The organism is Streptococcus sp. 959, assembly GCF_013277075.1.
In the GTDB taxonomy this organism is placed as follows: Bacteria; Bacillota; Bacilli; order Lactobacillales; family Streptococcaceae; genus Streptococcus; species Streptococcus pseudopneumoniae_C.
Genome location: NZ_VMMF01000036.1, coordinates 1 through 18,764, shown reverse-complemented (window position 1 = coordinate 18,764; position 18,764 = coordinate 1). Strand labels below are relative to the sequence as shown.

Sequence of the window (18,764 nt, the reverse complement as noted above, 5' to 3'; positions counted from 1 at the left end):
CTTTTTGGGGTCAGTACAGTTTATAGGTTTATATTTAATAAAAAGCACTACTAAACGCCAATAAAAAAAACCGTTATATGGTAGTGCTATTTACGCTGTTAAAATATTGTATATTACTTCCAAATGGCGGTTTGTTGGAGGTCAACGTCGCCATGAAGTACATCATATACAATAAATTTCCTTACATTGGGTTCTTGTCAAAAAAAGTCGTCTATCTGCAATAGATAAGTACGTCCACCAATGTGGTTTTATAAATCATATAGATAGAATAACAGAAGCATGTAAACAGAGAAATAAATCTGTTTATATGCTTTTTTGGCTATTCAGAACTTTTTTACAAAGTTTATTTATCAGTAATGCAACAAATCCCCCTTTCACATTGGGACTAAGAGTGAAAGGAGATAAACGAGCAAGGCTCACTTCCTTTCCTAGACAGAAAGGGGGTGAGAAACATGAAACCATCTTCTTTTCAGACCACAATAGAAAATCAGTTTGACTATATCTGTAAACGTGCTATGGAAGACGAGCGAAAGAATTATATGCTTTATCTTTCAAGGATTGCAAAGCGTGAGGTGTCCTTTTCGGATGTTGGCGATTATCTTGTTAGCCAGTTTGCGACAACAGATAACTATTCAACTGACTTTCAGATTTTTACACTCAATGGGTTATCAGTAGGCGTTGAAAATGATTTGTTGAGTGAAGCATTACGTGAGTTGCCAGACAAGAAACGTGAAATTCTACTGCTGTTTTACTTTATGGACATGAGCGATTCAGAAATTGCAGACCTGTTGAAATTGAACCGTTCTACTGTCTATCGGCATAGAACCAGTGGACTAGCCTTAATTAAAAAGTTTATGGAGGAATTTGAAGAATGAAAACACAATATCCTATGATTCCCTTTCCTCTCATTGTAAAGGCAACAGATGGCGATACCGAAGCGATTAACCAGATTCTACATCATTACAGAGGGTACATAACGAAGCGTTCCCTACGACTTATGAAAGATGAATATGGCAATCAAAGTATGGTCGTTGATGAAGTCTTACGTGGAAGAATGGAAACCAGACTGATTACAAAGATTTTGTCATTTGAAATTAAGTAATATCCTCTCTCCTTTCGTGGAAGCGTGCTAAACCATTCCACGCTTCCCGAACAGGGAGGTTTGTTATTCCACCAAAGCATATTGAGCTTTCAATGTGTTTTGATAGGCTAACGAGCCATTGTTCTTTGAAAACTGAATAAAAGTAATCGAATACGTTTCGATAAGAAAAGAGCCAACGGAACTAACCGCCATGACCTATCTTATAAAGATAGCGAGCGATTCATGTTAGTGATCCGAGAAGCAATCTTTAGCAGGATTGCCTGCAACGACATTCTTATCGTGATAATGATACTCCCATACAGTCAATAGTCCGAGCGTGATAAAACCGTCGCAGGCAATGAGTATGGCTACATGAGAACCATGCAGGGGTGGAACTCCCGTGAGCTTTGCTAAAGCTGTTCGATTGCTGGTAAAACAACTTTTATGAAATCCAAATAAGTGATTTGGAAAGGAGGATTTTATGAAGCAGACTGACATTCCTATTTGGGAACGTTATACCCTAACCATTGAAGAAGCGTCAAAATATTTTCGTATTGGCGAAAACAAGCTACGACGCTTGGCAGAGGAAAATAAAAATGCAAATTGGCTGATTATGAATGGCAATCGTATTCAGATTAAACGAAAACAATTTGAAAAAATTATAGATACATTGGACGCAATGAATAGTTTACAATAAATATAAAAAAAAATTATAAAATAATTATTTTTTAAAATAAGAGGAGAACTCATATTTTTATTTAACAATGAATATATCACACTAAACCAGATAGAATATACAAGTTAATTTGTACCGAAATTACTATATATTATAAGAAAAATAGAAACTCTAAAGCATTCTGTACACTTTAATTTTAATTCATCTCTTTTTGTTTCTAATACAGAGTATTGAGACTGGATTATAAGCACATCAACAAAAAACTCTATTCAAACCTACCTTTGAATAAAGTCTTTTAACTATCTAAAAAGTTCACATTTTATGCTTATTTATGGAGTTAATGAAGCGCCAACTAAATCCTAGAACCAACATCAGATTGATGAAAAAGTACACAGCCGTAAAACTAGTTAAACCATGTTGTCTGATATCATCAAAATATAAACTAGGTTCAGTAAAGAACAGATAAATTCCATAGACCTCCACGAAAATAAGAAAACTGATAAAACCAATAAGGAAAAGTCCACTGGCAATAAGAAAGAGTCTCCATAAAAGAATGAGAATTCCTCCTACTGCTAAAAAAATTACTGGGATAAGGAGTAAATCATTCATGACTTTCTCCTTTCTAATCAATCAACTGACGATAATGGGTGGCAAGAGAGGAATCAAACTCTTCTAATTTTTGAACTAAGTCCAAATACTCTTCTTTTTCATGTTCTTCAAAGTCCACACCTTGATGATTCTGAAGAGCGATTTCCAATTGACTAGTGAGCTCTCGTTTAGAAAAACTGTAATCCCCTGTCACTTCCTCATAATGTTCCTTTAACTCCTTGTAGGCTTGGTATTCTTCAGGTGTTTGAAATCCCTGTACCAAAGCCTCTTCTAATTGATAATAGGTATCTTCCATCATAATCGTTACCTCGTTTCTTTCTATCTTTATTCTACCGCGCTTTTCTTTTCTTGTCCGCTATTTATATATATTTTTTAATCTAATTCAAAAGAAAGTTGTTCTTGCTTTTCTTTTCCTTTTTCGTGGAATTGTCGTAAGGCCTGATCAATAATATCTAAATCCGTTTCTGTTTCAATCAATGGCGCGAGTACATCGTATTCGCCCTTTTTAGTTTGATAATCCTCTTCCTTTGGAAAATTTTTCTCAATTTCTACCTTAGCAGTAGTCCATTTATCCTTTAATTCATCCAATAAGTTCTGAGTTTTCACTTGGTCATCTTTAATGTGGTCTATCGTATGTTGGAGTCTTTGAATTGTCCCCAAAGGAGAATACAAGTCTAAACTGACAGAATACTGATTTTCTCCTACAATCTTAACAGAGAAAGTTTCAGGAAGAGGTTGATTTGTTGGAAGACTAAGCATTTTAATGTCAAATCCTCGATAACTAGCTAGGGTACGGAATTCTTTGCTGTCAGCTTGATTATGACGGATAAGACGGTGTAGAGATTCCCCCGCTTCAGCTCGTTGATCAAAAGCTTGCTTACCTATCATCATAGAAAATGCCTGGTCTTTCGACATTTCAGACTGTTGAATATCTCCATCATACTTGATTAATCGTTTCTCAAGAATGGGCATATTTTCTTCACAGTAGGAGATTGTGTGACGATAGTGATCCTTGCTGCGTTGAAAGGCGCGTCTTTGATTTTCTAATAGAGTTAGATCATTCTCTAGTTCCATCTTATATTTGAGATAAGGATTACCTGTTGCTAGTGCCTTAAAATCAGAAGCTGTCATGGTCTGCTCATCAATGTCTTCTGCAGCACGAATCGGCTCCTTAGAAGTCATAATCTGCTTAATATAACGAAGTTTGTTCTCCTGAGTTGCCCATAGATAATTATCAAACGAACCTTTGGTAATATAGTGGTAAATATCCACTTCCTTGTTTTCATTTCCCTGTCGGATAATCCGTCCATTGCGTTGCTGAATGTCACTTGGTCTCCACGGTACATCCAGGTGATGAACTGCTTTCATCTTGCTCTGAACATTTAAACCCGTTCCTCCTTTTTCAGTTGAGGCAAGAAGAATCCGCACCTCTCCTGCATTGACCTTTCGAGACAAACTATTCTTCTTTTCATCACTATTGGCATCATGTACAAAGGCAATTTCCTTACTAGGGATTCCTCTATCAACTAATAAAGCCTTTATTTCAGAATAGACATCAAAGCCATTGTCCTTTTTCTTAGGTGTGCCAATATCTGAAAAAATCATCTGAGTAGCCTTATTTTCCATTCCCTCACGATAAATTCTCTCAACATTATCCACTACCTGAAGCAGCTTATGATTGTCTGCTAGACTATAGCTAGAGTCCAACAAACGCATATCAATAGCTAGTTTTCGTGCCTCACCCGTTATCTTTAACATGTTATCCTGGCTCGGATCAACTGTCCCATATTTGACTGCATCTGACCTCATAACTAATTCTTCTAAATAGAGTTTCTGGTTTTCAGTTAACTCACTCTCAATAGGGATAATATGAGCTTCTGGAACAGGTAAATCCAACATATCTTGTGTTTGAATGTCGGCTGTTTCTTTATAGATTTTCATCAACTCAGGTAGATTGACAAACTTTTTAAATCGTTTCTTAGGTTGGTACTTATCCCCTGTAGGAGCTAATTCCATAGAGTTTTGAATTTCTCCAAAAGCACCTACCCAAGAGTCAAAATAATCAACTTGATAGCGTTTTAATATATCTGGTTGAATATAGTTCATCATAGTATATAACTCACTAATAGAATTGGAAACAGGAGTTCCTGTCGCAAAGACAATATTTTTAAAATCATGTTCTTCCTGAATCTGTCGCACCTTCATTTCCATATCCACATTCTTCTTAGAAGTTGTATTGGTAATCCCTGCTACATTTCCAAGTCCAGTAATGGGACGTATATTTTTAAAATGATGTGCTTCATCCACAAAGAGAAAATCAATTCCTAAGTTCTCAAAATCAATAAAACTATCACGATTGAAGCGTTGCAGTTCTTCCAATTGTTTCTCTAGACCACTTATTGATTGTTCTGCTTCTTTAACGGTATACTTATTTTCAGAATGTGTTTTAATCTCTCGTAGTTCATTGAGTTTATCCTCGATATAATTCATCTGTCTTTCCTTACTGACAGGGATTTTTTCAAATTGAGAATCCCCAATGACAATGGCATCGTAATCTCCTGTAATAATACGAGACACAAATTGTTTTCTTCTCGCCTTCACAAAATCTTTCTTAGTGGTCACAAAGACTTTTTTAGTAGGGAAAAATTTCATGATCTCTTGGCCAAATTGAGCAGACAAACTAGAGGGCACCACATACAAGGGCTTATGAACCATCCCCAACTCCTTTAATTTAAACCCAGCACCAAGCATGGTCAAGGTCTTTCCTGAACCTACCTCATGAGCTAACAAGGCTCTTTTTTCTTCTACGATTCTTTGAATGGCGTTCTCTTGATGAGGGCGAAGGCTGATGTTTTGTGCCAATCCATCAATAACTAGATGGCTACCGTCATACTCTCGACTAACCGTCCGATTATAAAGACGATTATAGCTTTCTTCAATAACTTGTTGGACTTCTGAATAACGTGAGACAAAGTCTTGAAAGAGTTCTTGTAAATGCTGCTCTTTTGCTCTTAGAACAGAGGTTTTTTCCAAATCTGTGATGGTCTTTTTCTTTTCTCCTTCCGTAACAGTCATAGTAATAGTTGGTTGGTTCGAATTAAGTAAGTTCTCAAAAATCTTTCTTCCTGTATCATAACGTGAGCCACTGACTCCAAGACTACTATCTTTGGCACTTGGATAGCGATAAGCAAATGATGTCCTTAAATGAACCTGTCCATCGACAGGATTAGCTTCAATGACCTGTTCAACATCAGGCGAAGACAATTCAAATTCACGATTGGTAAAACATTCAAAGGCAAATTTACCATAAACGGATTGAGGAATCCAACGTGACCCTATTTTAAACTCAATATCTGCCAGATGAATCCTTGGAGGGCGAACAGATTCTAACAAATCTAAAGCGTGGTTCCAATCATATTCTTGGTTGTTTTCCTCCACTAATAGTTGAACTACTTCTATCTTGTTGAGAATGTCTCCTGATAAAAACTGGTTCTTAGAAAGATATTTTCTTTCCCCTCTTAAGTAGCTTTCTGGATCTATTAAAATCTGGTCACCTAACTCATCTAAAATAGCAGCTTGGCTATGTTCGGGATAAATTGATACCATATAGTCTAAATCAACCCCTCTACCATCCGATAAACTAGAGTTTAAGGCATCTAAAGCCGTTGAAACTCTTGTAATCTCTCTCTCCGGCCTAACCAATGCTTTCTCAAAGGCTAAAGATTTTTTATATCTTACTTTCTGATCTTTAGAATCAATGTATTCATCTTCTAAACTTGCTAGTAAGGAATACTTATCGTCACTATCAAATAAGTTCCGATTAACGGAGGCATTCAAGTATCCAAATTGACTTACAAAGCGGTCATAGTCACGATTCAATTTGCCAAGCAATTCCTGAAAATCAGCCCGACTATAATCTGAATGACGTTGAATTTCAATTAAGGCTTGATAGGTCTCTCTCAAATCAACCATGCCCTTAATACGACTAATGTCCTTATCCGATAAGGGACTTTCATAAAAGACAGTTTTTTTGAACAGTCCCTTATATTTCCCTCTTTTACTCGCTTCTTCTGACTTGTAAACATCTAGTGCTTCCTCATCTGTCAAATGAAGTTGCACGAATCGGTCTATTTTATGTTCAGACAAAGAACTGTCCCAAGCTTTAAAATCTCCCTTCTCATCTACATAATAACTAATTTCATCTACTTTTGAACTTTTCCGAATGCCATGCGTATCTCGGTAATAAATTTGATTTTCCTCATATCCAAAAGAATAGAGAGCTAAGTCCTCACGTATACGACTTGGGATAGAATGATCCACTTCTTCTTGGATAAAAACAGGTGCTTTTAAAGAATTGTCAATTGGTTTAGGTTCTTCCACATTCTCTAACGCTTCCATAATGTCAGTAGCTAATGTTTCTGATACCCCCTTAACATTGAGAGTTCCTCCATTAAAATTACGTACCTCATATTGACCCAAAACTTGTGTATTGTATTTCCCATCAAAATAAGGATTAATCCAGACACGCTTATCCTCCTCAAAGGGAATAGAGCCACTAAAGACAAGCTCCTCTTCATTAAGATTCTTTGCTTGATCCTTTTGAAAGAAAAGGAGGTCTGTGGTTACACGAGTACCTGCAATCCTTTTAAAAGCCATATCCGGCAAACGAACTCCCCCTAAAAAATGAGTGTTGGTTTTAATCTCTTGTAAGACATTATCTGTCCGTTTATCCATTGTGCCAATAGAAGAGATAATCGACACTTGTCCTCCATCTCTTACTAAATCCAGTGAGTGTTTGACAAAGTAGTCGTGAATCATATAAGGTTTATCATAGTTTTTATCGGCAATGCGAAAATTTCCAAAAGGAACATTTGTTAAGACTAAATCAAAACTATTATTTTGATAGGGAACTTCTTCAAATCCTCGCACTTCAATATGGGTATTGGGGTGGAGTTGTTTTGCGATTGCGCCTGTCACACTGTCTAATTCAACTCCATAGAGTTCTGATCTCTCTCGTATACTTCTAGGCATAGTCGCAAAGAAGTTCCCAGTCCCCATAGAAGGATCTAATATCCTTCCTCCCTCAAAACCATCATCCAGTAACTTTTGCCAAATCTGGCGAATAATCATTGGGTCTGTATAATAGGCTGTGAGAGAACTTTGTTTCATGGTGGAGTATTCTGATTTACTTACTAAACTCTTAAGAGTTAAACGTTCTGCTTCATACTTTGGATTGAGTTCATCAAAAAATTCATTGGCAAGACCACCCCAGCCGACATACTTGGCTAGTAGCTCTTGTTCTTCTGGATTCGCTTGTCGTCCCTCTTTTTCTAATCTTTTAACAAGTTCAATTGCGGCGATATTCGTTTCAATCTTTTCTCGATTTGTCTTAGGATAAAAGTCCTCTAAATCATCTGGAAAAACAAAATCTTGAACGGGGACATCCATCTCTTCTATACCTGAAATTAAAGGTTTTGTTTCCTTATCCTTTTCCTTTTCATTATCCTCTTCCAGATAGGAAAACAAATCTATTTCCTGGCTTTCACTTGGTGATTCAATTTCAATATCTGAATCTTCTTTTTCAAGTTCTAAATGAGACAATACTTGTTCAATCTCTTCCAAACTGTTCAAGTATAAGATAGGATTCTCTTCAAATAACTGGTTGGAATCATTGAATAGCTCTAGGCGAACTAAGTCATTTAACTGTGCATTTTCAATCGAAACCAACTGAAATACTTGTCCTTTATAACTTACTTGTGAACCGATTGGATATTCCCTCAAAGCTTCTTCTACAAATTTATCGACATTAGAAAAGGAGTTCGTTTCTTCCGTTTCCTGTTCAATATCACTTGAAGGAGATAAGGATTCCGCTACTTGCTTAGACTTTTCTCTTATAGCCTTTACTTCATCAAAATGAGTAATAATCTTTAGCTTTTGTGTCAGTGGGAGTTGTGTGTAGTTTTCTTCATGATGGACAAGATCCGTCACGGTATCTAAAGTAGCCATCAATTCTGAACCCAAATAAGCTAGAACATCTCCCTCTTTTTCTTCAAAATGAATCTCAAGAACTTCTTTTTTAAGTTTTTTTGAGTCAACCATTAGAAGAAATTCCTCTATATCTCTACTAATGCGGTCAGATAGATTATTCGCAACCCGATAGACATTGACTAAATTGACATCCTGATTCTGATGACATACAAGCTCACTTAATGGTGTTAGCTTCTCTTTTTCATATTGGATGTAAAATCGAGTGGAAAGGTTATAGGTTGCGACTTCTAGCACCAAGTTTTTCTCAAAATTACTTAATTGAGATAATTTACCTAGACCTACTTGTCCAAAATTTCTTGTGTAACTTTCTAGATCTTGGCCATTATTTTCAGAACTGGCCTCTAGAAAAGAAACAATATCTTGATCAAACGAATAGACATGAGGTATCTCTTCTATCTTCCCCTCTTCAGTCAAAAATTTCTCTACCAAATCCTGCCATTTCTCATCAAAATGTTGCGCTTGATAACGAAGAAATAGGGCCATTTTATCCCTATCTTTTGGAATTGTTCCACGAAACATAGCCAATAATTTCATTACTTCCATACTCGCTCCTTTCATCTATACGAAAATAGGAGAATCACATGATTCCCCTACAACTCTATCTCCATTTCAACCTTTTGAGGACTGGTTTCTAAATCACTAGACAAAAGAGAAATAGAATCTGTTCTCATGTAGTAAGTATATAAGTCTTCTAGGTCTTGTTCGTTTTCAATCCCTGTTTCAATACTAATAAGAGCCTGTATAAATTCCTTGTAGTGACTCTCCATCATATCTGAAATCTTTTGTTTCATTTCCATAAATACTGAAGATGGTTCAGTTATACTTGTTTGGTCTATGTCTTGTAAATCCTTTTCTAAGGGATTGGTTCCTTCTTCTACTTCCACTAAATCTGAACGACCATCACCATCAGAATCTGCGCTAAGAGGATTGGTTCCTAGCGCCAATTCTTGAGCATCAGTCAGTCCATCTTGATCCGAATCACGTTGATAAATGGCTTCCATATACTTCCTTCTTTCCTAGTTAATCTTTTTTCACTCCAATCCTACCAAATATTTCTTGAAAGAAGTATCACAACAAAAAAGAGAACGAGCCAAAACTGCGTTCTCCTTAAAATGATAAAACATTACTATCAAAGTAAAAAAGATGACTTACAGAACCTGTAAGCCACCTAGTCAGTCGGTTTATTCTGGTGTCTGCCACCGCTTGGCCCTTACGTCCAAGATTGCTATCGGATTTCGTTCTGGTGTCTGCCACCGCTTGGCCCTTACGTCCAAGATTGCTATCGGATTTCGTTCTGGTGTCCGCCACCGCTTGGCCCTTATGTCCAAGATTACTATCAGATTGACCATGAGCCGACCACTCATTTATAAACATATTGTATCTTTAAATAGCTACAATTTCAAGTCAAAAATCTTTGTTAAAGAAAATCTAGTAAATTTCCCATAATTGACTAATGTATTATTCATTAGTTGGGGTATTGATACATCACTATGATTTAATACAATTCACAGTTATTAAAACTTCTGCTCCCGCGTCTCTATTTCTAAGCTCAACTCGGCCTTTGTGTAGTTTTGCAACTCTACATACAAAACTCAGTCCAATACCATAATGTTGCTCTTTATACGATCTAGCTTTATCCATACGATAAAAGAGCTTTCCAAAATTATTTAAAACTTCCTCTGGAAATTCCGAACCATTATTCCATATACCTATTTTCAATTCCTTCCCCTCTTGCTCTACTCTAATTTTAATTTTAGGATTCTGTTTATCGGCGTATTCCAAAGCATTTGTTAAAATATTTTGTATGGCACGAATCAGAAGAGATGGATTTATATAATAGTTTTCAGTTCCTTTCACATTTTGTTCAAAAGAAAACTTCATCTGATTTTTTATCAAAAAAGAGACTTCTTTCTCTAATTCATTGATAAAATCTGAAGAGGAATACTCCGTCCAACCTGTCTCATCATCATAATAGGTTTTAGAATAGTGAATCAATTGATTGAAATAATCTAGTAACTGTTGACTAGCTCTTTCTATATCTGCTAAGCATTCTTGAGATTGGTCGTTTTCAGTTATCGCCTGCAAAAATTCCACATTTCCCCTAATAATGGTTAAGGGTGTCTTTAAATCATGAGAAGCTGCTGAAACCTGAAACATCAAATCTTCTTTCTGCTGTTTCTCATCAACTATTAATTGTCGAATTCTATCTTGCATCACAACAATCCGATTTCCTGTCTCGCGAAATTCTTTAACCGTTAAACTTTCTGTACATTCCTTCTCCAACCACATACTATTTTCATAAATCAAAGTCATTTCATAACTCAGTTTTTTCAACAATTTTCCAATGTGATAACTTATTAGAATAATCAATAAAACACAAATATATATCCATGATGACACATTAAAAAAGATTGATAGAACACCACTATTGTTTAAAGGTTTCCCATCTTCATTTATTTGTATAGATACTGAAGCTAAGGGAATAAGATAGGCCATTAGTAAGCCAAGACTAAACTGCCAAATAATTCTCCAACAGGTTTCTCGAATTAATTGTCTAAAACTTTTGATTCTACCCATTGATATCCTCCACCATACAAGGTTTTAATTGGATTTAATTGATAAGGTTTCAGCTTTTGACGAATTTGATAAATATACTCTGAAACCGAACGTAAAAGAGCTTCGGAACTTTGTGGATATAGATAATTATAAATTTCCTCTATAGAGTATATTCTACTTGGGGTGCTTGCTAAAAGATTCACTATATCAAATTCCCTCCTTGTCAAGGCAATCTTATCATCGTTTACAAATAGTTCCTTACTATCCGTATATAGTATAAGCTTCCCAATCTTTATTTGATGAACATTTCCTTTAGTCCGTTCTTCACGACGCAAGTGCATTTTAACACGTGCTAAAAGTTCTTGCATACTAAAGGGCTTCATAATATAATCATCAGCACCTGCATTGATTCCAGCTACTAAGTCTTCATCCATATCCTTGGCAGTTATAAAACAGATAGGAACAGTTATCTGCTCGCGAATCATCTGACAGATTTCTAAACCACTAACAGGCATCATAATATCTAATAGAATCAAGTCAAAGCCTGTAAAATCACAAAGATCAATCTCTTCTATCTTATTTCGTATGACTACTTCATATTTTTCATATTCTAGTACTTTTTTTATTAGGCGAAGAATAGCAAGATCATCATCTACAACCAAAATTTTATAAGCCATAACTCACCCTCCTGAATATATTATAGCACTAACTGAGAAAAAGACAGGATATCCCCTGTCTTTAGCGTACATTTTTTCCTATAAGTATCAATGTAGCAAATAGAAAAACAATTAATAACCAAACTATTTGTATCCCTAAGCCTTGCCACACTGGATAATAAAGAGACAATGGATAGGTATAAAAACAATTCATACTAGCCAGTAATGGTAAATTTCTAAAAAAAGAACTGAATTGTAATAACATTTGTCCCAACCCCAATAAAAGGGATAAACTTATTCCCAAAATTAAGATAAAAGACTGGGAAATAAATACAAAAATACCACTTAAAAGAGAGAAGGTTAGAATAGAAATACAAGCTGGAAATAGAATTGTTAGAACATGTTTAATATTACTCAAAAGATTGATATTGTAGTATCCTTGCGCGATTAGTATGCATAATGATATTACAGCAACCAATAATACAATTTCCATACATAATACAATAGCTAGTTTACAGATTATAAATATCAAACGATTTGGACATGTAAGAAAACTGGTACGAAGGCTAGAACCTGTAAATTCTTGACCTATAAATAGAACAGCTAGACTAATGAAACCCGCCTGTCCTAAATAGAGACTTTGCAGTAGCTGTTCCAAAACAAACTGTAGGGTCAACTGGTCTGGCTTATTATTTAAAAAAATAACTAACGCTGGAACACACAGTAATAGAGCACCTATAATCAACCAGTGCCACGGATTCATAATAAACTTGAGATACTCACTTTTAAGTTGCTCTTTCAACTTATTCACCTCCTCCAATATCTGACTTAAGTAAGCGGTAGATTGCTAAAGCCAAGAATGAGAAGTTCCAACAAAGTAAAAGTAAAATATTTTGTAAACTATTATATTCTAAAATTTGAGGAGATGTAGCAATCAATCCTTGCCCCAATGCAACTGGAAGAAATTTTGCAACCGATATATAGTTTGCTAAGAATGTTCCTAAATTGTAGACTTGAGGAAGCAAAAATAATAGAGGAACAATGGCTGTTTTAAATGTCAAAGCCATAATATAGGCTAGAAGTCCCAACAAAGTCCAAGCTATACTGGCTAAAAATATATAGAACCAAACTGTTCCATTTAGTGAAAAAAGCAATAAGCCATCTTGTCCTAAAACATAATGTGTCATGTTAATCGTAAGGAATATTGATAGAAAGGAAATGAAAAAAGAAAATACAAGCCAAACTAATGTTTTTGAAACTAGGAAAGTACTTCGATTTGTAATAGAGAGGAGACTTGTACGAATAGCAGAGCATTTATACTCCTCGGCTCCGTAAATTGAGCCTAGGATAATCATAATAAAAACACCAAATAAAGTGACATCAAAACCTAAAAATTCAATAGGAGGTATAGCTTCTGCTAATTCTGGATTTGTCTCTGGTGTAGCATGGATACCAACTGAAACAATTTGAGAAGCACCAATATTTGCTAAAAACGTTTGAAATACCAGTATCAAGAATAGTACAACATGAGTAGCTCTCCTATAAAGCAATTTCAATATTTCAGAATGAAGAGAGTAAATAAGTGCCATGTCACTTTCCTCCCTCTGTTAAACTAAAGAAGACTTCCTCTAGTGAAGAAAGATTTTTCATCACTTCTTGTAAAGTCCCTTTTATAAGAACTTTGCCTTTATTTATGATGACCACATCATCTGTTACTGCTTCCACTTCCGATAATATATGAGATGATAGCAAGACTGTTTTTCCTTCTTGAGCTTGTTTTTTTATAAACTCTCTAAACCACCGAATTCCTCTTGGATCTAACCCATTAGTCGGTTCATCCAATATCAGGTACTGAGGATTTCCTAATAGAGCTGTTGCAATCCCCAAGCGTTGTCCTTCTCCTAATGATAATTTTCCAATTTTAGATTTTTTCTTATGACTAATATCCACCATATCCAAGACTTGCTCAATTCGCTGACTGGATATCCCATTACTAGCAGCAACAATTTTCAAATGTTGATAAACAGTCCGATCATCAGGAGCACCTACACTGTCAAATGAAGCTCCTACAGTTTTTAGAGGAAATTTTAATTCCTTATAAGTTTGATCTCCAATTTTAGTAAGACCAGATGTTGCTTTGTCTAATCCTAATAAAATACGTAAGGTTGAACTTTTTCCAGCTCCATTTGGACCTAGGAAAGCAGTCACTCTACCTGCTTTTGCTTCAAAAGAAATATCTTTTAAAATTTGAGTTTGGCCATATGACTTACATAAATTTTTAATAGTAATACTTTGTTCCATAGATGTTCTCCTTATACTAATAATTGCTCTTTTGCAAGTTCTTTATACAGAGGAACTGATTCAAGAAGTTGACTATGGGTTCCCTCGCCTACAACTCTTCCGTGCTCAAGAACCATTATTCTATCCGCTTCTATAACTGTTGATAGTCTATGAGCTACTGAAATAATAGTTTTTTTATGATGAATATTTTTTAAGACTTTCTTTATTTGTTTTTCGCTAATGCTGTCTAGATTAGATGTCATCTCATCTAAAAGTAATATTTGTGCTTTCGAAAGTAATGCTCTTGCAAGAGCAATTCTTTGTCTTTCACCACCTGATAAACCTACACTATTTTCACCTATAAGCATATTTAAACCATCAGGGTTTCTATCAACTAAGTATTGTAAACCAACGTCTTTTAAAACTGATAAACACTCCAATTCTGACACTTCTTCATTGCCGAACCGTATGTTTTCTAATAATGTTCCCGTTAAAAGTGGTGCATTTTGTTCAACATATGCTAAGTTCTTTCTTAAATCAAATCTGTCTATTTTTTTTATGTCAACACCATCTACTAAAATACTTCCCAAATCGATCTCGTAAAAACGTTCTAAAATTTGAAGAATGGTACTTTTCCCAGCACCGGATGGTCCAACAATTGCTATGTATTCACCTCTATATATATCAAAAGAAATATTATTTAAAATATATTCTGTTATAACATTTCTTTTTTCCAGATGAAATTTTTTACTATAAGTGAAATATACATTTTTAAAAGTAATAATTGCTCCTTCATTTGATTGAAAACGTTCGTGTATATCAACATCATAATCTCTTTCTACAGGTAAGTTTACTACTTCTTGTATGCGACTCAAAGCTCCAAGTGATTCTGATATACCTGATATTGATGTAAATATTTGACTAAAAGGGCCTATTGCCATATATAATAATAATATAAAAGCTGTTAAATCAGATATAGCCATTAAATTATTAAATACTCTATACGAACCTACACCAATTACAATCATTAAACTAAACTGTATGCCTAAATTAGATATCGGAGTCAACAAAGCTTGTACTTTTGACAATTTTAAACCTAATTCCTTTATTGAATTAATCTCATAATTCGTTTTGTCTAATTCACACTCTGTCTTATTAAATGCTCTAATAGTTCTGATTCCTAGTAAATCTCTCGTTAATAACGATGATAATTTAGAAGTATGTTTTTGTACATCAAAACTTGCTTTTTGAATTATTGTACTCATTAACAGTATGACAAAAAATACCACAGTAAGTGTTAATAATGTAATAATCGAAAGCCAGAAATCTTTAAAAAATAATAAGAATATAGCACCAATTGATAAAATTAAACTACTCGATAACGATACTGTTAATTGGATAATTCCCAATCTTAACTTAGACGTATCCGACCCTACACGACTTATGAAATCCCCTATGCTCCAATTATCATAGTCTGAAATATGAAGATTAAACATACGGCTCACTAAATTTTTTCTAGTTTTATAAATAGCTAATTCTCCAATTTTTTGCAAATAGAAATATTGAAATGTAGAGCAAATTGTTGCTAAAAAAACTGTTGTAATAAATAAGATAAATGATATACTGCTAAAAATATTTGTTATATCATTTTTAATCAATTCAGACAATAATTCAGGTTGTATCAAACTAAAAAAAGTACTAAGTATCCCCAAAATAAAAACTAGTATAAACTCCTTTTTCTGAAACGATACATCTTTAAATAAATCTCTAATCCGTACATGATATGATTTATTATCATCATACTCTTCGTTCTTTTCAAACTGATAAACTATTTTCTCATACGTATCTTTCGTCTTGATCATATGGGTGTATCTTGTTATTTCCTCATTTTCACCTATTGGTACCCCTCCTAATTCTATCCAAGCATGAGCCCTAAATGGATCCATTATAAAACCAGTACACCAACTACATTTTTTTCTACATAAAAAAATGTATATATAAACTGCCAAAGAACGTTTCAGACATCCATCTTGATTACGACACTTACGACTCACATAACATACTGCATTTCTTGCATTTTCTATATCCAATACTGAAGCATAATTTAAATCTTTTGAAATTGAATTAAGAATAGTTTCTATTAATTCGGGAGAACAAAAATTTAACGGAAATGATAACAATAGAGATATTTTAGCTAGTATACTACTTTTAAAATCAATTGACTGAACTTTTTCCTGAGAAATTTGTATATCCATCAAATTATCCTACTTTCTTTCAAAGAATTCATAAATAATAAAATATCTTCTTTTATATTTGCTAAATCTTCTTTAAATTCTTTAGAAAGAGATATTGCAATTTCTTCCTCACTCATATTTTCAGACAACATTAATAAAATTTTTACTCCAATTTCATTTGTTTGAAAATAGTATCCTGTTGATTTATCAAATACAATAGCACCATTTTCTATTTTTTTAATTTCTAATTTATGTTTTTTTGAAAATATTTTCATTATTGCGTCCTTTCATATATCTATCTACTTGTCGTATCCACCGTTCAAGTATACAAAATTTCTCAAAAAATTCTATAATTATAGGATTGGCTGTCGGTAGACTAAGAATACTGGTCAATTTTTCCCCATCTACGATCTCTCTCCTTACCAATTCAGTATTCCAAATATGATCAGAATTTTCTTTTACAAATTTTCTATAACTTGAATATAGTGGACTAGAATAGTCTCCTTTTACTCTCCTTGTAAAAATATCTACTGGAACAATTCCTTTTAAGGTTTGATAAAGGATTTCCTTCGATATCGCTCGTCCAACAATTATTTTATCTGGTATATTCATAGATGTTTTTACGATTTGATAATTTAAGAATGGTGCTTCTACATCTAGTATTCCAGATAACTGCCTATTAACTTGTTCTAAGACTTTTTTTTGAAAAATTAGTGAACTAATGGCTTGATATTTTGCTCTATTTTTATGAAATTCTACTTCCTTATCTAATAATTCAGAATCTAACCTTTCCTTTATACTATTTCTATAATTTGTACTTAAAAAATCTGGTATTATTATTTTATCAATCCAAGAAAAATTTCTGTTTTCAATATTTTTTTTCGAACATCTAAATGCTTCTTTGTATTTCTGTCTTAATTCATCTGTTAAAGATTTGTTATCAATAAAATCTCTTAAACAATCAATAGAATTTCTTTTTACAATAAGACAATACCTTAAAACATAGTTTATACTCTTTAACTTTTCTTGTCTTAATATAGACCACGGAGTAGCAGGCATAGATGTGAACAATTCATCACCTCCGATTCCAATAAAGTGGACATGAGACTGTTGATTTTTAGTATTCTCAATTACTTCTTCCAAATAATGTTCAGTATCAGCCCACAATAGCGGATTAGAAGGAACTTTGTTCCCAATATAAGAATGATCCATCTCAAATCTGTGATTAATTTTTTCCAATGAAGTTAGTTTAATCAATGGACAATGTATATCTTCTGAAATACCTTCGGCCCATTTTGTATCACTATTTGACTCCACACTAGATTCAGCATGAAAAAGAAGAAAATCATGATTTATTTTGTTTAGCATATATGCTATGCATGCTGAGTCAATACCACCAGATAAATCAGCAGAAATGTTATTGTATTTGTTTACAATATTTGATATGTAATCAAAAAAATATTTTTTAATGCTTTCTAAACTGTAGTTTTCATCTTTTATTCCAATTTTTAATGTAGAACCGTACGATTGTATAGAAATGGAGTTTCTACTATCTAAAATGATATACTTAAAAATATCTGTTTTATATATTTTTTTCCACATAGAGTAAGATTGTAACAGGTGTATGGGTAATCCTAGAATTAAATATTTTGCTAACTGATTATTATCAAACTCTAGTGAATACTCCCTAGCAATTTCAATTTCTGAATCACTTATGACAATATTTTCACCATCATGAAACCAACATAATTCAGTACCTAAAAAAGTATTATAAGCAAATATTTTATCATTCTTTTTTACAATGAAAATACCTTTATGAATTGACTCGAAAGCTTTCTCTATAAAATTTAGATTGTCAACAATTTTTAGTAAATTATTTAATTCCTCCTTGTAAATTTCTAAACCATAAATCATATTATTTCCGTAACTTAACTGAATATAATTCTCTCTAGTTAAAAATATAATTCTAGTCTTTAATTCAAACTTTCTAATCATAATATCTGAACCTTTATTTAATTGTGAGATAATATCTATCAAAATATAATATAATTATTAAAAATAAAGTGCTTCAAAATTCTAGGGTTCTGATAATTTCGAAACACTTTATCTAAAAAGCAATATGATAGAACTACTTATCACAAACTATTGTTAATAATTAATAACAATTTGAAATACTGCACGACCACCAAAAATATCAGTAAACTTACCAAACCAAAGACCATTAGTATCTTTTTTAAAGTTTGCTACTTTTTCAAATATAGGTTTATTATATTTCATAACCAAATTTTCTTTCTACCATACTCAAACAATATCAGAACTCTATTATTTGAGTATGAAAAATTTTGTTTAAAAACTTTACATTTTCTAAACAACTACAGTTTACATTTAAATTTTCGGATTTTTTTCAGAATTTAGAGAGTAAAAATGAAAATAAAAAAGATTTAAAATTCTTTGCCCTATTTCAAGAAGATAGCAAATAGAATTTTAAATCTTTATAGAATCTAAATCGTCGGTTAAATCTTAATATTTTATTTAATCGTATAAGCAAAACTGATGGCACTATCTGCTTGCGAGATTTTTCTAAAGGTATAGTTAGGGTTGCCACCATAGTTAGTTTCAGAAAC

18 protein-coding genes are annotated in these 18,764 nt (G+C 33.4%); 4 read left to right on the top strand and 14 right to left on the bottom strand.

Going from position 1 to position 18,764, the window contains the following annotated elements; all coding sequences use genetic code 11:
* The first annotated feature begins 452 nt into the window (after positions 1 to 452).
* Both HT717_RS09590 and HT717_RS09585 read left to right on the top strand, forming a co-directional pair.
* Entirely contained in the window at positions 453 to 875 is a 423-nt protein-coding gene (locus HT717_RS09590; RefSeq protein ID WP_000804885.1) for a sigma-70 family RNA polymerase sigma factor, read from the top strand.
* Entirely contained in the window at positions 872 to 1,102 is a 231-nt protein-coding gene (locus HT717_RS09585) for a helix-turn-helix domain-containing protein (RefSeq protein ID WP_000857133.1), read from the top strand. Before HT717_RS09590 ends, HT717_RS09585 begins: the two co-directional genes overlap by 4 nt.
* A gap of 225 nt (positions 1,103 to 1,327) precedes the next feature.
* On the opposite strand, the gene HT717_RS09995 is transcribed toward HT717_RS09585, so the two are convergent.
* Positions 1,328 to 1,579: a hypothetical protein gene (locus HT717_RS09995; RefSeq protein ID WP_001845478.1), complete on the bottom strand. Its 252-nt coding sequence runs from the start codon at positions 1,577 to 1,579 to the stop codon at positions 1,328 to 1,330.
* Between HT717_RS09995 and HT717_RS09580 the strand changes: the two genes are divergently transcribed.
* A complete protein-coding gene (locus tag HT717_RS09580) occupies positions 1,563 to 1,778 on the top strand; it encodes an excisionase (RefSeq protein ID WP_173305141.1) in 216 nt (71 codons plus the stop codon). The two genes, HT717_RS09995 and HT717_RS09580, sit on opposite strands and share 17 nt — an antisense overlap.
* A 291-nt stretch (positions 1,779 to 2,069) precedes the next feature.
* Here the strand turns inward: HT717_RS09580 and HT717_RS09575 are convergent, their stop codons facing one another.
* The 4 genes from HT717_RS09575 to HT717_RS09560 all read right to left on the bottom strand — a co-directional run bounded on the left by HT717_RS09575 (position 2,070) and on the right by HT717_RS09560 (position 9,415).
* Positions 2,070 to 2,366, bottom strand: coding sequence for a DUF5966 family protein (locus HT717_RS09575; protein WP_000998890.1), 297 nt, complete (start codon positions 2,364 to 2,366; stop codon positions 2,070 to 2,072).
* Between the two features lie 13 nt (positions 2,367 to 2,379).
* Positions 2,380 to 2,664 carry a DUF5962 family protein gene (locus HT717_RS09570; protein WP_000969637.1) on the bottom strand — a complete coding sequence of 95 codons (285 nt, stop codon included), beginning with the start codon at positions 2,662 to 2,664 and terminating at the stop codon, positions 2,380 to 2,382.
* Between the two features lie 74 nt (positions 2,665 to 2,738).
* A complete protein-coding gene (locus HT717_RS09565) occupies positions 2,739 to 8,957 on the bottom strand; it encodes an SNF2-related protein (protein WP_173305139.1) in 6,219 nt (2,072 codons plus the stop codon).
* Between the two features lie 47 nt (positions 8,958 to 9,004).
* Complete coding sequence (locus HT717_RS09560; RefSeq protein WP_173305137.1) at positions 9,005 to 9,415, bottom strand: thrombospondin type 3 repeat-containing protein; 411 nt, start codon at positions 9,413 to 9,415, stop codon at positions 9,005 to 9,007.
* A 142-nt stretch (positions 9,416 to 9,557) separates the two neighbouring features.
* Between HT717_RS09560 and HT717_RS09555 the strand changes: the two genes are divergently transcribed.
* Positions 9,558 to 9,860, top strand: coding sequence for a hypothetical protein (locus tag HT717_RS09555; RefSeq protein ID WP_191995415.1), 303 nt, complete (start codon positions 9,558 to 9,560; stop codon positions 9,858 to 9,860).
* 42 nt (positions 9,861 to 9,902) lie between these two features.
* Here the strand turns inward: HT717_RS09555 and HT717_RS09550 are convergent, their stop codons facing one another.
* From HT717_RS09550 to HT717_RS09510, 9 genes are all read right to left on the bottom strand, one after another.
* Complete coding sequence (locus tag HT717_RS09550) at positions 9,903 to 10,991, bottom strand: HAMP domain-containing sensor histidine kinase (protein WP_084952996.1); 1,089 nt, start codon at positions 10,989 to 10,991, stop codon at positions 9,903 to 9,905.
* Positions 10,961 to 11,647, bottom strand: coding sequence for a response regulator transcription factor (locus tag HT717_RS09545; protein ID WP_020901993.1), 687 nt, complete (start codon positions 11,645 to 11,647; stop codon positions 10,961 to 10,963). Before HT717_RS09545 ends, HT717_RS09550 begins: the two co-directional genes overlap by 31 nt.
* Before the next feature lie 61 nt (positions 11,648 to 11,708).
* Entirely contained in the window at positions 11,709 to 12,428 is a 720-nt protein-coding gene (locus HT717_RS09540; protein ID WP_020901992.1) for an ABC transporter permease, read from the bottom strand.
* Between the two features lies 1 nt (position 12,429).
* Positions 12,430 to 13,215, bottom strand: a complete 786-nt coding sequence (locus HT717_RS09535; RefSeq protein ID WP_084952997.1) for an ABC transporter permease — start codon at positions 13,213 to 13,215, stop codon at positions 12,430 to 12,432.
* Between the two features lies 1 nt (position 13,216).
* A complete protein-coding gene (locus tag HT717_RS09530; RefSeq protein WP_000438101.1) occupies positions 13,217 to 13,927 on the bottom strand; it encodes an ATP-binding cassette domain-containing protein in 711 nt (236 codons plus the stop codon).
* Positions 13,928 to 13,938: 11 nt separating this feature from the next.
* Complete coding sequence (locus HT717_RS09525) at positions 13,939 to 16,161, bottom strand: lasso peptide biosynthesis B2 protein (RefSeq protein WP_084952998.1); 2,223 nt, start codon at positions 16,159 to 16,161, stop codon at positions 13,939 to 13,941.
* Positions 16,161 to 16,415 (bottom strand): PqqD family protein, encoded by a 255-nt coding sequence (locus tag HT717_RS09520; RefSeq protein WP_024057169.1) that lies wholly within the window; start codon positions 16,413 to 16,415, stop codon positions 16,161 to 16,163. Before HT717_RS09520 ends, HT717_RS09525 begins: the two co-directional genes overlap by 1 nt.
* Positions 16,390 to 18,054 carry an asparagine synthase-related protein gene (locus HT717_RS09515; RefSeq protein ID WP_043901625.1) on the bottom strand — a complete coding sequence of 555 codons (1,665 nt, stop codon included), beginning with the start codon at positions 18,052 to 18,054 and terminating at the stop codon, positions 16,390 to 16,392. Before HT717_RS09515 ends, HT717_RS09520 begins: the two co-directional genes overlap by 26 nt.
* Positions 18,055 to 18,288: 234 nt before the next feature.
* Positions 18,289 to 18,417 (bottom strand): lasso RiPP family leader peptide-containing protein, encoded by a 129-nt coding sequence (locus tag HT717_RS09510; protein WP_024057171.1) that lies wholly within the window; start codon positions 18,415 to 18,417, stop codon positions 18,289 to 18,291.
* Positions 18,418 to 18,764 lie beyond the last annotated feature (347 nt).

Bases quoted from the DNA above. Each gene is read 5' to 3' on its own strand.
- HT717_RS09590 (WP_000804885.1), top strand. From the start codon at position 453: ATGAAACCATCTTCTTTTCAGACCACAATAGAAAATCAGTTTGACTAT.
- HT717_RS09585 (WP_000857133.1), top strand. From the start codon at position 872: ATGAAAACACAATATCCTATGATTCCCTTTCCTCTCATTGTAAAGGCA.
- HT717_RS09580 (WP_173305141.1), top strand. From the start codon at position 1,563: ATGAAGCAGACTGACATTCCTATTTGGGAACGTTATACCCTAACCATT.
- HT717_RS09995 (WP_001845478.1), bottom strand. From the start codon at position 1,579: ATGTCAGTCTGCTTCATAAAATCCTCCTTTCCAAATCACTTATTTGGA.
- HT717_RS09575 (WP_000998890.1), bottom strand. From the start codon at position 2,366: ATGAATGATTTACTCCTTATCCCAGTAATTTTTTTAGCAGTAGGAGGA.
- HT717_RS09570 (WP_000969637.1), bottom strand. From the start codon at position 2,664: ATGATGGAAGATACCTATTATCAATTAGAAGAGGCTTTGGTACAGGGA.
- HT717_RS09565 (WP_173305139.1), bottom strand. From the start codon at position 8,957: ATGGAAGTAATGAAATTATTGGCTATGTTTCGTGGAACAATTCCAAAA.
- HT717_RS09560 (WP_173305137.1), bottom strand. From the start codon at position 9,415: ATGGAAGCCATTTATCAACGTGATTCGGATCAAGATGGACTGACTGAT.
- HT717_RS09555 (WP_191995415.1), top strand. From the start codon at position 9,558: ATGACTTACAGAACCTGTAAGCCACCTAGTCAGTCGGTTTATTCTGGT.
- HT717_RS09550 (WP_084952996.1), bottom strand. From the start codon at position 10,991: ATGGGTAGAATCAAAAGTTTTAGACAATTAATTCGAGAAACCTGTTGG.
- HT717_RS09545 (WP_020901993.1), bottom strand. From the start codon at position 11,647: ATGGCTTATAAAATTTTGGTTGTAGATGATGATCTTGCTATTCTTCGC.
- HT717_RS09535 (WP_084952997.1), bottom strand. From the start codon at position 13,215: ATGGCACTTATTTACTCTCTTCATTCTGAAATATTGAAATTGCTTTAT.
- HT717_RS09530 (WP_000438101.1), bottom strand. From the start codon at position 13,927: ATGGAACAAAGTATTACTATTAAAAATTTATGTAAGTCATATGGCCAA.
- HT717_RS09525 (WP_084952998.1), bottom strand. From the start codon at position 16,161: ATGGATATACAAATTTCTCAGGAAAAAGTTCAGTCAATTGATTTTAAA.
- HT717_RS09520 (WP_024057169.1), bottom strand. From the start codon at position 16,415: ATGAAAATATTTTCAAAAAAACATAAATTAGAAATTAAAAAAATAGAA.
- HT717_RS09515 (WP_043901625.1), bottom strand. From the start codon at position 18,054: ATGATTTATGGTTTAGAAATTTACAAGGAGGAATTAAATAATTTACTA.
- HT717_RS09510 (WP_024057171.1), bottom strand. From the start codon at position 18,417: ATGAAATATAATAAACCTATATTTGAAAAAGTAGCAAACTTTAAAAAA.